Annotated in this window: 17 protein-coding genes; 13 read left to right on the top strand and 4 right to left on the bottom strand. The window is 74.4% G+C overall.

Annotated elements, in window-relative coordinates; all coding sequences use genetic code 11:
- Nucleotides 1-17: 17 nt before the first annotated feature.
- The 6 genes from ABD954_RS27500 to ABD954_RS27475 all read left to right on the top strand — a co-directional run bounded on the left by ABD954_RS27500 (nt 18) and on the right by ABD954_RS27475 (nt 3,489).
- On the top strand, nt 18-782 hold the full coding sequence (locus ABD954_RS27500; protein ID WP_345492504.1) for a glucose 1-dehydrogenase: 765 nt from the start codon (nt 18-20) through the stop codon (nt 780-782).
- Nucleotides 783-814: 32 nt separating this feature from the next.
- Complete coding sequence (locus ABD954_RS27495; protein WP_345489964.1) at nt 815-1,330, top strand: NUDIX domain-containing protein; 516 nt, start codon at nt 815-817, stop codon at nt 1,328-1,330.
- Between the two features lie 30 nt (nt 1,331-1,360).
- Nucleotides 1,361-1,756, top strand: a complete 396-nt coding sequence (locus ABD954_RS27490) for a YidH family protein (RefSeq protein ID WP_345489961.1) — start codon at nt 1,361-1,363, stop codon at nt 1,754-1,756.
- Nucleotides 1,753-2,079 (top strand): DUF202 domain-containing protein, encoded by a 327-nt coding sequence (locus tag ABD954_RS27485; RefSeq protein WP_345489959.1) that lies wholly within the window; start codon nt 1,753-1,755, stop codon nt 2,077-2,079. The genes ABD954_RS27490 and ABD954_RS27485 overlap by 4 nt, the downstream gene beginning before the upstream one ends.
- A 117-nt stretch (nt 2,080-2,196) precedes the next feature.
- Nucleotides 2,197-2,496 carry a hypothetical protein gene (locus ABD954_RS27480; RefSeq protein ID WP_345489957.1) on the top strand — a complete coding sequence of 100 codons (300 nt, stop codon included), beginning with the start codon at nt 2,197-2,199 and terminating at the stop codon, nt 2,494-2,496.
- Between the two features lie 81 nt (nt 2,497-2,577).
- Entirely contained in the window at nt 2,578-3,489 is a 912-nt protein-coding gene (locus tag ABD954_RS27475) for an MBL fold metallo-hydrolase (protein ID WP_345489955.1), read from the top strand.
- Nucleotides 3,490-3,587: 98 nt separating this feature from the next.
- On the opposite strand, the gene ABD954_RS27470 is transcribed toward ABD954_RS27475, so the two are convergent.
- The gene (locus ABD954_RS27470; protein WP_345489953.1) at nt 3,588-4,871 is read right to left on the bottom strand and encodes an enolase C-terminal domain-like protein; all 1,284 of its coding nucleotides are present in this window, start codon (nt 4,869-4,871) and stop codon (nt 3,588-3,590) included.
- A 129-nt stretch (nt 4,872-5,000) separates the two neighbouring features.
- Between ABD954_RS27470 and ABD954_RS27465 the strand changes: the two genes are divergently transcribed.
- Together ABD954_RS27465 and ABD954_RS27460 are read left to right on the top strand one after the other, a co-directional pair.
- Nucleotides 5,001-6,053: a phosphotransferase family protein gene (locus ABD954_RS27465; RefSeq protein WP_345489951.1), complete on the top strand. Its 1,053-nt coding sequence runs from the start codon at nt 5,001-5,003 to the stop codon at nt 6,051-6,053.
- 6 nt (nt 6,054-6,059) lie between these two features.
- The gene (locus ABD954_RS27460) at nt 6,060-7,274 is read left to right on the top strand and encodes an acyl-CoA dehydrogenase family protein (RefSeq protein ID WP_345489949.1); all 1,215 of its coding nucleotides are present in this window, start codon (nt 6,060-6,062) and stop codon (nt 7,272-7,274) included.
- A 70-nt stretch (nt 7,275-7,344) separates the two neighbouring features.
- Here the strand turns inward: ABD954_RS27460 and ABD954_RS27455 are convergent, their stop codons facing one another.
- The 3 genes from ABD954_RS27455 to ABD954_RS27445 are packed head-to-tail and all read right to left on the bottom strand — an operon-like array spanning nt 7,345 to nt 10,429.
- Nucleotides 7,345-7,938: a TetR/AcrR family transcriptional regulator gene (locus ABD954_RS27455; protein WP_345489947.1), complete on the bottom strand. Its 594-nt coding sequence runs from the start codon at nt 7,936-7,938 to the stop codon at nt 7,345-7,347.
- A 29-nt stretch (nt 7,939-7,967) separates the two neighbouring features.
- On the bottom strand, nt 7,968-9,650 hold the full coding sequence (locus ABD954_RS27450) for an AMP-binding protein (protein WP_382745596.1): 1,683 nt from the start codon (nt 9,648-9,650) through the stop codon (nt 7,968-7,970).
- A gap of 14 nt (nt 9,651-9,664) precedes the next feature.
- The gene (locus ABD954_RS27445; RefSeq protein ID WP_345489943.1) at nt 9,665-10,429 is read right to left on the bottom strand and encodes an SDR family oxidoreductase; all 765 of its coding nucleotides are present in this window, start codon (nt 10,427-10,429) and stop codon (nt 9,665-9,667) included.
- A gap of 150 nt (nt 10,430-10,579) precedes the next feature.
- On the opposite strand from ABD954_RS27445, the gene ABD954_RS27440 reads away from it, so the two are divergent.
- The 5 genes from ABD954_RS27440 (at nt 10,580) to ABD954_RS27420 (ending at nt 16,060) form a co-directional block, all read left to right on the top strand.
- Nucleotides 10,580-11,830 carry an exo-beta-N-acetylmuramidase NamZ family protein gene (locus tag ABD954_RS27440; RefSeq protein ID WP_345489941.1) on the top strand — a complete coding sequence of 417 codons (1,251 nt, stop codon included), beginning with the start codon at nt 10,580-10,582 and terminating at the stop codon, nt 11,828-11,830.
- Between the two features lie 86 nt (nt 11,831-11,916).
- A complete protein-coding gene (locus ABD954_RS27435; RefSeq protein ID WP_345489939.1) occupies nt 11,917-13,275 on the top strand; it encodes an erythromycin esterase family protein in 1,359 nt (452 codons plus the stop codon).
- Between the two features lie 81 nt (nt 13,276-13,356).
- Nucleotides 13,357-14,598 (top strand): alpha/beta hydrolase family protein, encoded by a 1,242-nt coding sequence (locus ABD954_RS27430; protein ID WP_345489937.1) that lies wholly within the window; start codon nt 13,357-13,359, stop codon nt 14,596-14,598.
- A 140-nt stretch (nt 14,599-14,738) separates the two neighbouring features.
- Nucleotides 14,739-15,347: a hypothetical protein gene (locus tag ABD954_RS27425; protein ID WP_345489935.1), complete on the top strand. Its 609-nt coding sequence runs from the start codon at nt 14,739-14,741 to the stop codon at nt 15,345-15,347.
- Nucleotides 15,347-16,060 (top strand): 3-keto-5-aminohexanoate cleavage protein, encoded by a 714-nt coding sequence (locus ABD954_RS27420; protein WP_345489933.1) that lies wholly within the window; start codon nt 15,347-15,349, stop codon nt 16,058-16,060. Before ABD954_RS27425 ends, ABD954_RS27420 begins: the two co-directional genes overlap by 1 nt.
- Nucleotides 16,061-16,142 lie beyond the last annotated feature (82 nt).

Raw genomic sequence — 16,142 nt, 5'->3', positions numbered from 1 at the left:
CCCCCGAAAGGACCTCCATGAACGACCTCACCGGCAAGACCGTCCTGATCACCGGCGGCGCCCGCGGCCTCGGCGCCGAGGCCGCCCGCCAGGCCGTGGCCGCCGGCGCGAACGTCGTCCTCACCGACGTCCTCGACGAGGAGGGCGGGGCGACCGCGGCCGGGCTCGGCGAGCGGGCCCGCTTCCTCCACCACGACGTGACCTCCGAGGAGGAGTGGGCCGCGGCCGTCGCGTACGCGACGGCGGAGTTCGGCGCGCTGCACGGCCTGGTGAACAACGCCGGCATCGCGACCGGCGCCTTCCTGGAAGCCGAGTCCGTCGAGCACTTCCGCAGGGTCGTCGACATCAACCTCACCGGTGTCTTCATCGGGATGAAGACCGTCATCCCCGCGATGAGGGAGGCCGGCGGCGGGTCGATCGTCAACATCTCCTCCGCCGCGGGTCTGATGGGCCTGGCGCTGACCGCCGGTTACGGCGCCTCCAAGTGGGGCGTGCGCGGTCTGACGAAGACCGGCGCTGTGGAGCTCGGCACCTCCCGGATCCGCGTCAACTCCGTGCACCCCGGCATGACGTACACCCCGATGACCGCCTCCGTGGGCATCGAACAGGGCGAGGGCCGGTACCCCAACACCCCGATGGGACGGGTCGGCGAGGCCCACGAGATCGCGGGCGCGGTCGTCTTCCTGCTCTCGGACGCCGCCTCGTACGTGACGGGGGCGGAGTTGGCCGTGGACGGCGGCTGGAGCGCCGGCCCGACGGTGAAGTACGTCATGGGGCAGTGAGCCCCCGCGGCCGCACCTGGTTGGATGGCGGGATGAGCGCCGCTGACGAACTGATCGACGTCGTCGACGAGGACGACCGGGTGACCGGACGGCTCCCGCGCGGTGAGGTGTACGCGCGGGGCCTGATCCACCGCTGCGCCTTCATCCAGGTGCGGGACGCCCGGGGGAGGATCTTCGTCCACCGCAGGACCCCCACGAAGCTCGTCTACCCCTCCCTCTACGACATGTTCGTCGGCGGGGTGGTCGGCGCGGGCGAGTCCTACGACGAGGCCGCGCTGCGCGAGGCCGAGGAGGAACTGGGCGTGTCCGGGCTGCCCCGGCCGGTGCCGCTGCTGAAGTTCCTGTACGACTCCGGGGGCGTGGCCGGGAAGTGGTGGTCGGCCGTGTACGAGGTGCGCTGCGACCTGCCCGTGAGCCCGCAGGTGGAGGAGGTGGCCTGGCACGCCTTCCTGCCGGAGGAGGAGCTGGCGGCCCGGCTCGCCGAGTGGGAGTGGGTGCCCGACGGCCTCGCCGCGTACGAGCGGCTGCGCGCGCGCCGGGGCCGCTGAGGTGCCCGCCGGGGCCGTTAAGGTGCCCGGGTGAGCGACTTCGTACAGAGTCTGCGGCTGTGGTTCGCGCCGCAGCGCCTCCGGGAGGAGGGCGAGACCCCCGACTACCGTTTCTCCCTGGCCAACGAGCGGACCTTCCTCGCGTGGATCCGGACCGCGCTCGCGCTGATCGGCGGCGGTTTCGCCGTGGACCAGTTCCTGCCGGACCTGCGCTGGGGCGTCCGGGTGGGGCTCGCGCTGGCGCTGCTCGCGGCCGGTGTGCTGTGCGCGCTGCGCGCGGTGAACCACTGGGTGCGGTGCGAGCGGGCCATGCGGCGCGGGGAGGACCTGCCCGTCTCCCGCTTCCCGACGGTGCTGAGCCTGGCGGTGGCGGTGGTCGCGCTCGCGATGGTGGTGGTCGTGGTCTTCGGCTGGACCGGACGGTGAGCGAGGCCGGAGCGGCGGCGGGCCGGGATCCCGGGCTCCAGCCCGAGCGGACCCGGCTCGCGTGGCGGCGGACGACCCTGTCGTGCACGGTGGTGGCGGTCCTCGCCGGCAAGCAGGCCATCCACGACGGGGTCACGGCGACCGGGCTCGTGGCCGCGGGCCTGTCGGCCCTGGCGTGGCTGGGGTTCCTGGCCGTCGCGCACCGGCGGATCCAGACGCTCGGCGCCGCCGTGCGGCCGCTGCCGCTCTCGCACCGGGGCGCCCTGCTCGCGGCGGTGTGCACGGTGGCGTTCGCGGGCTTCGCGGTCGCGGTGGTGCTCTGAGGTCCGGGCCCGCCGGGCGCTCTCCGGGCCTCCTCACCGGCCGCGGCCGAACCCCTGAAGAAACGGGCATTCCGGACTAGCCTGGAAGGGTCACCCTCCTTTCTCAGAGGCGATGTCATGACCGTTCTGCACCACGAGCACCCGAGCTCCCACGCGCACTCCCACGGCCCGTCGTGCGGCCACACCGCCGTTCCGCACCGGGACCACGTCGACTACGCCCACGACGGCCACCTGCACCGCGAGCACGCCGGCCACTGGGACGAGTGCGAGCCCACCTCGCACGTCGCGCACACCCACCCCGACCACACGCACGGGCCGGGCTGCGGGCATCCCGGCGTCCCGCACGGCGACCACATCGACTACGCGCACGACGGGCACCGGCACGCGCCGCACGACAACCACTGGGACGACCACTGACGGCACGGCGAACTTCCCCCGGCCGGCGGCCGGCTGGCACTCTTCCCCTGTCACGTCGGCCTTCCGTCCGGGGGATCACCTGTGCCCGTCACCGAGCCCTATGTCGAGGCGCTCGCGCCGAACGTCCACGCCTTCGTCCAGCCGGACGGCGGCTGGTGCCTGAACAACGCCGGCTTCGTCGGCGACGGCGACGAGAGCCTGCTCGTCGACACCGCCGCCACCGAGCGCCGGGCCCGGCTGCTGCGCGGGGCGGTGCTCGACGCCGGGTTCGCCCCGCCCCGGACGATCGTCTCCACGCACCACCACGGCGACCACACGTACGGCAACGGGGTGTTCCTGCCGGAGGCCCGGATCGTCGGGCACGAGAACTGCCGGACCGAGCAGCTGGCCGCCGGCCACCAGCTGCACCTGCTGTGGCCGCGGACCGACTTCGGCCGGGTCGAGATCACCCCGCCGCACCTGACCTACCGGGACCGGCTGACGCTGTACGTCGGGGAGACCGAGGTGCGGGTGATCCACCCCGGGCCCGCGCACACCACGGGCGACTCGATCGTCCATCTCCCCCGGCAGGGCGTGGTGTTCACCGGCGACCTGGTCTTCCACGGCGGCACGCCGTTCCTGCCGATGGGTTCGCTGGCCGGTTCCCTGCGGGCGCTCGACCTGCTGCGCGCGCTCGACGCGCCCGTGGTGGTGCCCGGCCACGGCCCGGTGACCGACCCCTCCGCGTACGACGCGACCGAACGCTATCTGCGCTGGGTGCGGGAGCTCGCCGCCGAGGGCCGCGCCGAGGGGGCGACGCCGCTGGAGACCGCCCGCCGGGCGGACCTGGGCGAGTTCGCCGCGTGGCGGGAGAGCGAGCGGCTGGTCGCCAACCTGCACCGGGCGTACGCGGAGCTGGACGGCCTGCCGGAGGGGCATCCGCTGGACGCGGCGGCGGTGTTCGGGGACATGGCCGCGATGAACGGCGGGGTGCCGGTGGCCTGCCACGCGTAGCGCCGCCCGCCGTGCCGGGGGACCGCCCGCCCCCCGCAGCGCCCGCAGCCCGCGCCGTCGCAGCGTCCGCGCCAGGGCCCGCCGCCGTCCCGCCCCGGCTACCAGCGCCCCGGTGTCCACTCCGGGTGCGCCGCCCGCATCGCCGCCGCGTCGTCGCGGTCGCGCATCCGGCCGTCGTCCTCGGCCCACCGGCGGTGGAGGTCGGCGAGCCGGTCGCGGTCGAGGGTGATCCCGAGGCCGGGCGCGTCGGAGACGGCGAGGCGGCCGGAGCGAAAGCGCGGGGCGGTGGTGACGACGTCCTCGGTCTGCCACGGGTAGTGGGTGTCGCAGGCGTGGTCGAGCCGGGGCAGGGTCGCGGCGACCTGGGTCATGGCGGCGAGGCTGATGCCCAGGTGGGTGTTGGAGTGCATGGAGAGCCCGATGCCGTACGTGCGGCACAGGGCGGCCAGTTCGCGGGTGCGGTGCAGCCCGCCCCAGTAGTGGTGGTCGCAGAGCACGATCCGTACCGCACCCCGGGCGAGGGCCTCCGGCACCTCCTCGAAGGCGGTCACGCACATGTTGGTGGCGAGCGGCACCTCCGTGCCGGCGGCGACCTCGGCCATCGCGGCCGTCCCGGTCGCGGGGTCCTCCAGGTACTCGAGCACGTCGCCGAGTTCACGGGCCACGGCGAGGGAGGTCGCCACCGACCAGGCGCCGTTGGGGTCGAGGCGCAGCGGGCGGCCGGGGAACTCCCCGGCGAGGGCGCGGATCGCGGCGGTCTCCTCCTCGGGCGGGAAGACGCCGCCCTTGAGCTTGAAGGAGCCGAAGCCGTGGAGGCGGTCGAAGCGGCGGGCCTGTTCGACGACGCCGGCCGGGTCGACGGCCTCGCCCCACGCGTCGGGAGCACCGCCGGGGTGAGCGCCCCACTTGTAGAAGAGGTAGGCGCTGTACTCGACTTCGGCGCGGACCTTGCCGCCGAGCAGGGCGTGGACGGGCAGTCCGAGGGTCTTGCCGAGGGCGTCCAGACAGGCGGTCTCGAAGGCGGAGACGACGGAGAGGCGGAGCTTGGCGGCGGTCTGGGCCCCGCGGAGGCCACCGGCGTCGGCCCGCTCGTCCACCCCCGCGGTCATGGCCGGGTCACCGACTTCCTCGGCCAGTGCGAACAGTCCGTTCACGTGGGTGACCGGATGGCCGGGCAGTGCTGCCGCCAGCGCCCGGGCCGGGCCGAGGTAGCGGGCGTCGCCGTAGGTCTCGCCGAGGCCGGTCACGCCGCCCCGGGTGACGATCTCCACCACGAGCCGGGGAGTGAAGGGCTGGTGGACGCCCTGGGTGTTGAGGAGCGGTGGGTCGGCGATGAGGATCGGGGTCAGCCGGACGTCGTCGATGCACAGCGCTGAATCCATATGTGAACTCTATTCACGAGGACAGACGGCCCACCAGAGGCGCGCACGGGGTTTCCGGCCTCCCCCTGGACGACATACCGACTGGTCGGTCATCATGAACGCCGACGCCGACCCCGGAGGTACGCCCGCATGAGTTCCGCCCCTCCCCCGCAGTCCCCGACACGGGAGGTGCCCCCTCCCGGTCTCGACCCCGAGCGGCTGCGCCGTTTCCTCGACCGCGAGCGGCCCGGCCTCGTCTCCGGTCCGCTCACCGCCCGGCTGATCGAGGGCGGCCGCTCCAACCTGACCTATGTCGTCACCGACGGGACCGGCCGCTGGGTCGTGCGCCGTCCGCCGCTCGGCCATGTGCTGGCCACCGCGCACGACATGAAGCGCGAGCACCGGGTCATCAGCGCCCTGCACCCCACCGCCGTGCCGGTGCCGAAGACCGTCGTGCTGTGCGAGGACGAGTCGGTGCTCGGCGCGCCGTTCTACGTCATGGAGTTCGTCGAGGGCACCCCGTACCGCTCCGCCGGCGAACTCGCCCCGCTGGGCCCCGAGCGCACCCGTCAGGCGGTCCTGCGCCTGGTCGACACCCTCGTCGACCTCCACGCCGTCGACCCTGCCGGCGTCGGCCTGGAGGACTTCGGGCGGCCCGAGGGCTTCCTCGACCGGCAGCTGCGCCGCTGGGGCAAGCAGCTCGCCGCCTCCCGGGGGCGTGACCTGGCCGGCATCGACGAGCTGCACGCGGCCCTCGGCCGCGGCCTGCCGGTCTCCCCCGCGCCCTCCGTCGTCCACGGCGACTACCGCCTGGACAACGTCCTCGTCGGCGCGGACGACCGGATCAGGGCCGTCCTCGACTGGGAGATGTCCACCCTCGGCGACCCGCTCACCGACCTCGGCCTGCTGATCATGTACAGCACGCCGCTCGACCTGCCGGGCTCGCCGATCTCCACCACCGCCTCCGCCGCCGGCCATCCCACCGCCGCCGAGCTGACCGAGCGGTACGCCGCCCGCTCCGGCCGCGACACCGGCGCCCTGTCCTGGTACACGGCCTTCGCCTGGTTCAAGCTCGCCGTGATCCTGGAGGGCATCCACTACCGCTACACCCTCGGGCAGACCGTCGGCGCCGGCTTCGACCGCATCGGCGAACTCGTCCCCGTCTTCATCGAGCACGGCCTCACCACCCTCCAGGAAGGCTGATCCGCCATGGACTTCGCGTTCGACGCCCGCACCGAGGAACTCCGGGGGAAGCTCCTCGCCTTCATGGACGAGCACGTCTACCCCGCCGAGGCCGTCGCCCACGAGCAGCGGGCCCGGCTCGCCTCGCCCTGGGACACCCCGGCGGTGGTCGGGGAGCTGAAGGCCGAGGCGCGCCGTCAGGGGCTGTGGAACCTGTTCCTTCCGGACGGGGAGTACGGGGCCGGACTCACCAACCTCCAGTACGCGCCGCTCGCCGAGATCACCGGCCGCAGCCCCGAGCTCGCCCCCACGGCCCTCAACTGCGCCGCCCCCGACACCGGGAACATGGAGGTGCTCGCCCAGTTCGGTGACGAGCGGCAGAAGAAGCAGTGGCTGGAGCCGCTGCTCGCGGGCGAGATCCGCTCGGCCTTCGCCATGACCGAGCCCGAGGTGGCCTCCTCGGACGCGACCAACATCGAGACCCGGATCCGGCGGGACGGCGACTCGTACGTGATCGACGGGCGCAAGTGGTACATCTCCGGGGCGATGAACCCGGACTGCCGGATCTTCATCGTCATGGGCAAGACGGACCCCGACGGCACCGACCCGCGCCGCCAGCAGTCGATGATCCTCGTCCCCCGCGACACCCCCGGCGTCGAGGTGCGGCGGGCGATGCGGGTGTACGGCTACGAGGACCACTCCCACGGCGGTCACGCCGAGGTGGTCTTCGACGGCGTGCGCGTCCCCGCCTCGAACCTGATCGGCGAGGAGGGCGGCGGCTTCGCCATCGCCCAGGCCCGCCTCGGGCCGGGCCGCATCCACCACTGCATGCGGCTGATCGGCATGGCCGAGCGGGCCGTGGAGCTGATGTGCCGCCGCGCGGTGTCCCGCACCGCCTTCGGCAAGGCCCTCGCCCAGCAGGGCGTCGTCCAGAACTGGATCGCGGACGCCCGGGTGACCATCGAACAGCTGCGGCTGCTCGTCCTGAAGACGGCCTGGCTGATGGACACCGTCGGCAACCGGGGCGCCCACACCGAGATCCAGGCCATCAAGATCGCCACCCCGAGGGCCGTGGTCGACATCATCGACAAGGCGGTCCAGGTGCACGGCGCGGGCGGCGTCTCGCAGGACTTCCCGCTCGCCGAGCTGTGGGCCTCCGCCCGCACCCTGAAGCTCGCCGACGGGCCCGACGAGGTGCACCAGCGCTCGCTGGCCCGCCGGGAGCTGAAGAAGTACCTGTAGGCGAACGCGGCGGGGCCCGGGGCGGGTGGCGCCCCGGGCCCCGCCGTCCGTCCGGCAGCGGTGGGCCGCGCTACGGGCGCAGGGCCCGCAGCAGCAGGCCGGCCAGGTGGTCGGCGACCTGCTGCGGGGTGAGCGGGCCGTCGGGGCGGTACCAGGTCGACAGGTGGTGGACGGAGCCGAAGTGGTAGTCGACGACCAGGTCGGCGGGGGTCGCGGCGGAGAACACCCCGGACCGCTGGCCCTCCTCGATCAGGGCGCGGAACCGCTCGTGGTAGCGCCGCCGCTCGGCCCGCACCTGCTTGTTCTTCTCCGGGCTCAGGTGGTGCATCGAGCGGAAGAAGATCGCCGCGTCGTCCAGGTTCTCGATGGTGGTGACGACCACGTCGGCGGCGGCGTCCCGCAGCCGCTCCTCCACCGGCGCGTCGGCGTCGGCGAATCCGTCGAGCCGCTCCTGCTGGAGCCTGAGGACCCGGGAGTAGACCTCCTGGAGGAGGTCCTCCTTGGAACCGAAGTAGTGGTAGAGGGCACCCTTGGTGACGCCCGCCGCCTCGACGATCTCCTGGACGGAGGTCCGGTCGTAACCCCGCTCGGCGAAGAGCCGGGTGGCGGCGGCGAGGAGCCTCTGGGGGACGGGCGTGCCGTTCCCGTCCGTCGTCCTGGCCATGCTGCGCCGCCTTTCGTTCGTGCTGGTGCTCACTTCCGGGACCGCAGGTCCCGCCTGAGGATCTTCCCACTAGTCGTCTTGGGCAGCTCCGGCAGGATCTCGACCTCGCGCGGATACTTGTACGCGGCCAGCCGCCGCGCGCAGTGGGCCGACAGCTCGGCGGGCTCCACCTCGGCGCCCGGGCGCAGGCTCACGTACGCCTTGACGCTCTCGCCGCGGTAGGCGTCGGGGACGCCGACGACGGCGGCCTCCCGGACGGCCGGGTGGGTGTGGAGGACGTCCTCGACCTCGCGCGGCCAGACCTTGAACCCGGAGGCGTTGATCATGTCCTTCTTGCGGTCGACGACGTAGAGCCAGCCGTCCTCGTCCATGAAGCCGATGTCGCCGGTGCGCAGTTCGCCGTCGGGGAAGGCGGCGGCGGTGGCCTCGGGCAGCCGCCAGTAGCCGGGGACGACCTGGGGGCCGCGGACGGCGATCTCGCCCAGCGCGCCGAAGGGCACCTCGGCGCCGTCCTCGTCGAGGATCCGGACCACGGTGTCGGGGCCGGGCAGCCCGACGGACAGGGTGCCGGAGACGGGGTCGACGGGGGCCTCGTGCTGCGGGGGCACGGCGGCGCAGGGGGCGGTGCACTCGGTGAGGCCGTAGCCGTTGCGGAGGTACGGGCCGAAGCCGGCGCGGAACCGCTCGACCAGGGCGGGCGGGACGGGCGCGCCGCCGGAGGAGACGACCAGGAAGGAGGAGAAGTGGTCGGGGGTGGCGGCCGGGTGGGCGGCGAGCGCCATGAAGGCGGTGGAGGGGCCGACGGTGTAGGCGGGGCGGTGTTCGAGGAAGGCGTCGAGGACGACGCCGGGTTCGAAGCGGTGGGCGAGGGCGAGGGTGCCGCCGTTCACGAAGCAGGCCGCCAACTCGCAGACGAGGCCGGTGATGTGGAAGAGCGGCGCGAGGACGAAGTAGACGGCTCCCGGCGGCACGGGGTGGCCGGTGCGCTGCCGTTCGGCGTTGTGGACGATGCCCCGGTGGAGGTTGAGGGCGCCCTTGGGGGTGCCGCTGGTGCCGGAGGTGTAGCTGATGAGGGCGATGTCGTCGGTGGTGGGTTCGCGGCCATCGGGGGCCGGGTGGCCGGCGCGGGCGACGGCCAGGAGGTCGTCGGCCTCGGTGGGGACGGGGTCGAAGGCGAGGACGCGGGGGTCGTCGCGGGTCTGCAGCCCCCGCTCGTCGGCGGTGAGGGCGACGGGGACGCCGGCCTCGGCGGCGGTGGCGCGGACGTGGCCGTCCCAGGCCCGGTCGGAGCAGATGACGGCGCGCGCGCCGGAGTCGCGCAGGGCGTGGCCGACCTCGCCGGCCTTGTACATGGGGTTGAGCGGGACGACGACGGCGCCCGCCTTCCACGCGCCGAGCAGGGCGAGGACGAAGTGCGGGCTGTTCTGGAGCATGATCGCGACCCGGTCGCCGCGCGCGACGCCCCGGGCGGCGAGGTGTCCGGCGACGGAATCGGACAGGACGTCGGTGTCGCGGTAGGTGAGGCGCTGGTCGAAGTAGGCGAGGGCGGGGTGGCCGGGGGTGCGGGCGGCCGCGGCCCGGAAGGCGTGCAGCACGGTGGGCGGCGGGTCGATCGGCGCCCGCTGGGCCTCGGAGAGCAGGCGGAGCCAGGGCCGTGCGGCGTAGATCGAGGACGTACCGCCGTCGACGCCGCCGGTGTCCGCCGCGTGCAGGGCGTCTCCCGCGGTCACGCGCCCGCTCCTTCCCACTTCCGCTGGATGTGGTTCATGTTGCCGAGCCACCGCTCGGGGTCGGTGGCCCGGGCCCGGTAGTAGCCGGCGACCTCGGGGTGGGGCAGGACGAGGAAGCGGTCGGCGTCGATCGCGTCGAAGAGGGCGTCGGCGACGTCCTCGGGCTCGATGGCGGTGGGGGCGAGCACGAGTTCCCCGGCGGATCCGGCGGCGGTCAGCATGTCCGTGCGCACGCCCTGCGGGCAGATGGCGTGCACCTTGACGCCGCGGTGGCGATAGGTGAGCGAGAGCCATTCGGCGAAGGCGTACGCGCCGTGCTTGGAGACGCTGTACGGGGCGGCGCCCACCATCGTGAGCAGGCCGGCGGCGGAGACGGTGGACACGAAGCGCCCGGTGCCGCGTTCCAGCCAGTCGGGCAGCAGGGCGCGGGCCGCCCGTACGTGGGCCATCACGTTGACGTCCCAGGCGGCGGCCCAGACCTCCTCGTCGGCGAAGGCGTCGCCGGGCGAGGCCAGTCCGGCGTTGGCGCACCAGACGTCCACGGCGCCGCCGAGCGCGTCCCGGGCCTCCTCGACCACGGCGGCGGCGTCCCCGGACACGGCGATGCCGCCGATCTCGTCGGCGACGGCCTTGGTGCGGCCGGGGTCGAGGTCGTTGACGACGACCCGTGCCCCTTCCGCGGCGAACCGGCGGGCGAGCGCGGCCCCGATGCCGCCTCCCGCGCCCGTGACGACCACTCCAGCGCCCTGCACCGTACTCATCGGCCCACCTTCCCGTCGCGGCTGTGCGGGCAGACTAACCGGTCGGTATGCGGTCCGGGAAGAGTCCGGCGGTACGCCTCGTTCCGTGCGGGCCCGCCGGGCGCTAGCGTGCGTGGCCATGTCAGGGAAGGCGATCAGGGAGGTTTCCGCATGAGCCTGTCCAGACGAGGTCTGCTGGCGGCGGGCGGCGCCATGGCGGCCGCGACCGCCACCGCGGCACCGGCCGCAGCCGACGCCCCGCCCGGCCGTGGCCGCCGGGTGCGCACCGGCTTCGAGCGGCTCGCCGCCGACGGGTACGCCGTGCTCGCCGGGCAGCGGGTCGGCGTGGTCACCAACCCCACCGGCATCACCGCCGAGTCCCGGCACATCGTCGATGTCATGCACGCCGACGAACGCGTCGACCTGACCGCCGTCTTCGGGCCCGAGCACGGCTTCCGGGGCACCGCCCAGGCGGGCGGCTCCGAGGGCCGCCACGACGACCCGGCGACCGGACTGCCCGTCTACGACACGTATCTGAAGAGCGGCCGGGCCCTCGCGGACGTCTTCACGGCCTCGGGCGTCGACACGGTGGTCTTCGACATCCAGGACGTGGGCGCCCGCTTCTACACGTACATCTGGACGCTCTACGACTGCATGGCGGCGGCCGCGCTGGCGGGCAAGCGCTTCGTCGTCCTCGACCGGCCCAACCCGGTGACCGGGCGGGCCGCGCTCGGGCCGGTCCTGGACCGGGCGTACGCGACCTTCGTCGGCCGGGAACCGATCGCGCAGGCGCACGGGATGACGGTGGCGGAGCTGGCCCGGCTGTTCAACGGGGAGTTCCTCGCCACGCCGGTGCCGCTGGAGACGGTGGCGGTGTCCGGCTGGCGGCGGGCCGACTTCTTCGACACCACCGGGCTGCCGTGGGTGCCGCCGAGCCCGAACATGCCGACGCCCGACACCGCGCTGGTCTACTCCGGCACCTGTCTCTTCGAGGGCACCAACCTCTCCGAGGGCCGCGGCACCACCCGCCCGTTCGAGCTGCTCGGCGCGGAGGGCGTCGACGGTCGGTGGGCACAGGCGGCGAACGACCTCGGCCTGCCGGGCGTGCGGTTCCGCGAGGCGTACTTCGCGCCGACCTTCTCCAAGTTCCAGGGGAAGACGGTCGGCGGGGTGCAGCTGATGGTGCACGACCGGGCGGCCTTCGACCCGGTACGGACCGGGATCGCGCTCCTCGTCACCGCGCGGCGCAGCTGGAGCGGTTTCGCGTGGCGGGCGGACCGCTGGATCGACAAGCTGACCGGTTCGAGCCGGGTGCGCACGCTGATCGACGCGGGGGCGTCGGCGGACGAGGTCGTCGGCGCGTGGGAGGAGGACCTGGCGGCGTTCCGCGCGGTGCGGAAGGGGTACCTGATGTACCACTAGCGGCCGTGGCGGGTGGGGTTTTCCCCCGTGCCGCTCGGGGGCGCGCGGGCTGTCGTCGCGCCCCCTTCGGCAAGGAGGCTGACGTCATGAACACTTTCCTGCGGCGTCGCCGCCGCCCCCTCGCCGCCCTCGTCGCCGCCCTGTCCGTGGCACTGCTCGCGCCCGCAGCCGTCGCGTCGGAGCGCACGCCCACCGGCCCCGCCCGTGACGCGGCCCGCGAACTCGCCGTCACCGCGCGGCCCCTGACGGACGGACGCGCCCTGGAGCGGATCGTCGGCTCGGCGAAGGTGGTCGGTCTCGGCGAGGCCACGCACAGTTCCGCCGAGTTCTTCGAGACGAAGCACCACGTCTTCGAACGCCTGGTGGAGGAGCAGGGGTTCACGACCTTCGCCCTGGAGGCCAACTGGAGCACCGGCCTGCTGATCGACGACTACGTGCGCTACGGCAAGGGCGACATCCGGAAGATCATGCGGGAGGAGTTCCAGAACGCCTACGGCTTCTGGAACACCGAGGAATACCTGGACCTGTTCACCTGGATGCGGCAGCACAACCTGCGCCATCCCGGCCACCCGGTGCGGTTCATGGGCAACGACCTCGGCTACGCGGGCCCCGGCCTCTTCGACGAGGTCACCCGCCACGTGGCCCGGGCCCACCCGGACCTGCTGCCCCGGGTCCGGGACCTCTACCGGTCCTCGCGGCCGGCCGACGGCGTATCGGTCGACGCCTGGATGAACGCCCATCTGGCCAAGCCGCTCGCCGAACGGCGGTCGATGGCAGCGGACGTGAACCGCGCCCTCGCGCTCCTGGAGGGCCGGAAACCGGCCGGGAAGGACCGCGCGGCCCGCGAGGCGCACGCGTGGGCGGTGCAGCACGCGCGGGCCATCGCCCAGGTCGGCACCGAGTACGCCCATGACCTCACCACACCGGACGGCACGGCGGCGGCGATGCTGTACCGCGACCGGGTCATGGCCGAGAACACGGTGTGGTGGCAGCGCAGGACCGGCGACCGGATGCTCCTGTCGGCGCACAACGGCCACATCGGCTACGAGACGACGATGCCCGCGCAGTATCCGCGCCTCCAGGGCGCCTTCCTGCGGGACGCGCTCGGCCGGGACTACGTGAGCATCGGCACCACCTTCGGGCGGGGCTCGTTCAACGCGCACGACACCGGGGCGCCCGGCGAACCGGTGCGGGTCTTCACCGTCGGGCCGCTGGGGCCGGACAGCAACGACCACGTGCTCGACCGGGTCGCGCCGCGCCCCTACCTGCTGGACCTGCGCACGGCGACGCCGGCCGCGCGCGCGTGGCTGTCCGAGGCCAGGCCGAGCCGCTCGATCGGCACCGCCTACCCCTGGCCGGGCGAGGTGACGTCGACGCGGCTCGCGTCCTCGTACGACGCGCTGGTGCACTTCCCCGAGATCTCGGCGGCACGGCTGCGCGACTGACGACTGGCCGTCCCTCCGCGCGGGCAGAATCCGAAAGCCGCCCGCGCGGCGGCGCGCACCTCGACGCGGAGGGACGGGGCCATGACGGTGACGAGTGTCGATCCGTACCGCGAGATCGTCTTCGACAAGGACGGTGACGGCCCGCGCGGCCAGGCGGCGACGCTCGCCGGCCTGGCCCGCCGCGGCTGCACGGACCTGGTGCTCTTCTCGCACGGCTGGAACAACTCGCCGTCGGTCGCGTCGGGGCTCTTCTCCCGCTTCTTCGCGCCCTTCCCGCGCGTGGCCGCCCCGGGCGCGCGGCTCGGCTACGCCGGGCTCGTCTGGCCGTCGATGATGTTCTCCGACGAGCCGGTCCCCGACTACGCGGCGCTCGCCGCGACCGTGCCCGGCCGGACGGCCGTGGTGGCCCGGCTCGCGGAGCTGATCGAGCGGGAACCGGCCGAGGAGGTCGCGTTCGCGGAGTTCGCGGCGCTGCTGCGGCACCTGGCGGGCATCGGGCCCGACGTGCCGGCCGAGGGACCCGCGGCGGACCACGCGCGGGGGCCCGCCGTCGCCGCGGCGCCCGCCTTCCTGCTGGGGGATCCGCTGACGGTGTTCGGGATGTTCGCCGACGCGGCCGACGGCGGCGCGGGCGTGCCGCCGGGCGGGCCGGAGGCGGAGTCGCTGCTCGGCGGGGACCGGGTGAGGCGCCTGTGGAAGGGCGCGAAGGAGGCGCTGCGGCAGGCCACGTACTACACGATGAAGCGCCGCGCCGGGGTGGTCGGCGAGCGCGGCCTGGGGCCGCTGCTCGGCGAGCTGGCCCGTACGGCACCGGCCTTGCGCGTCCATCTCGTCGGGCACAGCTTCGGCGCCCGGCTCGTCGCCCACGCGCTGCGCGGACTGCCCGCCGGTGCCCGCACGGTGAAGTCGGTGACCCTGCTCCAGGGCGCCTTCTCGCACTACGCCTTCGCCGCCCGCCTGCCGCACGAGCCGGGTCGCGGGGGCGCCCTGCGGGACCTCCAGAGGCGGGTCGACGGACCGCTGGTGGCCTGCCATTCGCACCGTGACACGGCACTGGGGGTGTTCTACCCGCTGGCGTCCCGGCTCGCCCGCGACGACGAGTCGGTCCTGGGCAGGGAGGACCCGCGCTGGTGGGCGATCGGCTACGACGGTGTTCAGGCCGTACCGGGCACGGCCGTCCTGACGCTGGGCGCGGCGCTGCGGGAGGGGCTGCCCGCGTCCGGGTGCGCGAGCGTGGACGCGGCGCGGGTGGTGTCCGAGCACAGTGACATCTGCCACGAGGAACTGGCCCGGCTCGTGGCGCGGGCGGGCCGCTTCGGCTGAGGAGCGGGCCGCGTCCACCGGCCGTCGCGGGGTCCGGATCCGGCCATCCGGCTTCCGCGGGGGTGCCGGCGATGGAACAGGATCGGTCTCTCGTTCGTCCCTCTCATATCGCCGGTGTGCTAGCGACGGAGGTGGCAGAGATGGCCGGGTTCCGGAGTCTCGCGAGACAGGTACGCGATCCGGGGAGCGACAGGGCGCTGCGGAGGTACTCGCTGCGCAAGTGCCTGGAGCGGTTCGCTCCTTACGGTCACCGGGCGACCTGGGACCACTTGTGCCGCAGGCACGGGTTCGGTCCCGAGGACCGGGAGGCCGATCCGCGGCGGCTGATGGCCGCCCTGGACGAGCTGGAGGCGGCGCGGGCGGTGTGGCTCGCGTACGAGAGGGAGTTCGCCGAGCGGCGGCGGCGCGAGAAACACGGGGGGCTGCGCCGGCCGGGCGGGCTCGACGAGTGGCACCGCAGGATCTGGGGAGGCAACGGGGTCGCCCGCTGCGACGACCCGGCGCACCATCCGAGCGAGCCGCTGCCGGAGGTGGTGGGCCGGCTGGTGGAAGCGCTGCGGCGCGGGCCGGGCGAGCACTGCCCGGTGTGCGCGGGGCCGCGGATCGAGTGGCGCGTGGGGCGCAGGGACGACCCCTGGTTCGGTCCGGTGTGCGGGGACTGCGGGGTGCTGATACCGCGCGCGGTGCTGACGCCGCGTGCGCTGGCCAGGACCCGTGGTGAGTCGCCCCGGCTGGCCTCGGTGGCGTGATGCTCCAGGTCTGTCTCAACGGGGGCCGCGGGCCCGGGGACGCGGCGGCGGTGCCGATGACCCCGGTGGCGATGGCCGAGGCAGCGGCGGCGGCCGTCGCCGCCGGCGCGGGGGACGTGCACGTCCACCCCAAGACGCCCTGCGGGAGCGACACGCTGTCGCCCCGGGTGCTCGCGGACACGCTGAGCGCGATCCGCGCCGCTGTGGACGTGCCGGTCGGGGTGTCGACGGGTGCGTGGGCGGAGCCGGACCCGGTCCGGCGGCTGGCCCGGGTGCGGTCCTGGACGGTGCTGCCGGACCGCGCGACGGTCAACTGGCACGAGCCGGGCGCGGAGGCCCTCGCGGCGGCCCTGCTGGACCTGGGCGTCGCCGTCGAGGCGGTGCTGCGCGCGGACACCGACGGTCCGGCCCGCTTCCTCCGCTCCTCCCTGGCTCCGCGGGTGCTGCGGGCCGTCGCCGAGGTCGCGTCGGAATCCGCGGCGCTCCCCCTCCTGGCGGCCCTCGCCCGCTCCCCGCACGCCCGCCCGGTGCTGCTGCACGGCCGGGACGCCGCCGCCTGGCCGCTCCTGCGCCTCGCCCGCCGGCAGGGCCTCGCCGCCCGCATCGGCCTGGAGGACACCCTCCTGCTCCCGGACGGCTCGCCGGCCCGCTCCAACGCTCGACTGGTCTCGGCGGCGCTCGCGGAGCCGGCCGCGGCGACGGTCCCGGCATAGGCGACCCCGGCGCCGCCCGCACCTCGACGTCCGGCACCGTGAGCAGCGGCAACGCGTCGGCGGCACAGCGGTGTCCGCACCC

This window comes from Streptomyces roseoviridis, from assembly GCF_039535235.1.
GTDB classification, from domain to species: domain Bacteria; phylum Actinomycetota; class Actinomycetes; order Streptomycetales; family Streptomycetaceae; genus Streptomyces; species Streptomyces roseoviridis.
This window is presented reverse-complemented; position numbering and strand designations above follow the sequence as displayed.

What these genes read in the sequence shown, in the direction of transcription:
- ABD954_RS27465 (WP_345489951.1), top strand. Translation starts at nt 5,001, where the DNA reads ATGAGTTCCGCCCCTCCCCCGCAGTCCCCGACACGGGAGGTGCCCCCT.
- ABD954_RS27480 (WP_345489957.1), top strand. Translation starts at nt 2,197, where the DNA reads ATGACCGTTCTGCACCACGAGCACCCGAGCTCCCACGCGCACTCCCAC.
- ABD954_RS27430 (WP_345489937.1), top strand. Translation starts at nt 13,357, where the DNA reads ATGACGGTGACGAGTGTCGATCCGTACCGCGAGATCGTCTTCGACAAG.
- ABD954_RS27460 (WP_345489949.1), top strand. Translation starts at nt 6,060, where the DNA reads ATGGACTTCGCGTTCGACGCCCGCACCGAGGAACTCCGGGGGAAGCTC.
- ABD954_RS27435 (WP_345489939.1), top strand. Translation starts at nt 11,917, where the DNA reads ATGAACACTTTCCTGCGGCGTCGCCGCCGCCCCCTCGCCGCCCTCGTC.
- ABD954_RS27425 (WP_345489935.1), top strand. Translation starts at nt 14,739, where the DNA reads ATGGCCGGGTTCCGGAGTCTCGCGAGACAGGTACGCGATCCGGGGAGC.
- ABD954_RS27455 (WP_345489947.1), bottom strand. Translation starts at nt 7,938, where the DNA reads ATGGCCAGGACGACGGACGGGAACGGCACGCCCGTCCCCCAGAGGCTC.
- ABD954_RS27420 (WP_345489933.1), top strand. Translation starts at nt 15,347, where the DNA reads ATGCTCCAGGTCTGTCTCAACGGGGGCCGCGGGCCCGGGGACGCGGCG.
- ABD954_RS27495 (WP_345489964.1), top strand. Translation starts at nt 815, where the DNA reads ATGAGCGCCGCTGACGAACTGATCGACGTCGTCGACGAGGACGACCGG.
- ABD954_RS27470 (WP_345489953.1), bottom strand. Translation starts at nt 4,871, where the DNA reads ATGGATTCAGCGCTGTGCATCGACGACGTCCGGCTGACCCCGATCCTC.
- ABD954_RS27440 (WP_345489941.1), top strand. Translation starts at nt 10,580, where the DNA reads ATGAGCCTGTCCAGACGAGGTCTGCTGGCGGCGGGCGGCGCCATGGCG.
- ABD954_RS27500 (WP_345492504.1), top strand. Translation starts at nt 18, where the DNA reads ATGAACGACCTCACCGGCAAGACCGTCCTGATCACCGGCGGCGCCCGC.
- ABD954_RS27445 (WP_345489943.1), bottom strand. Translation starts at nt 10,429, where the DNA reads ATGAGTACGGTGCAGGGCGCTGGAGTGGTCGTCACGGGCGCGGGAGGC.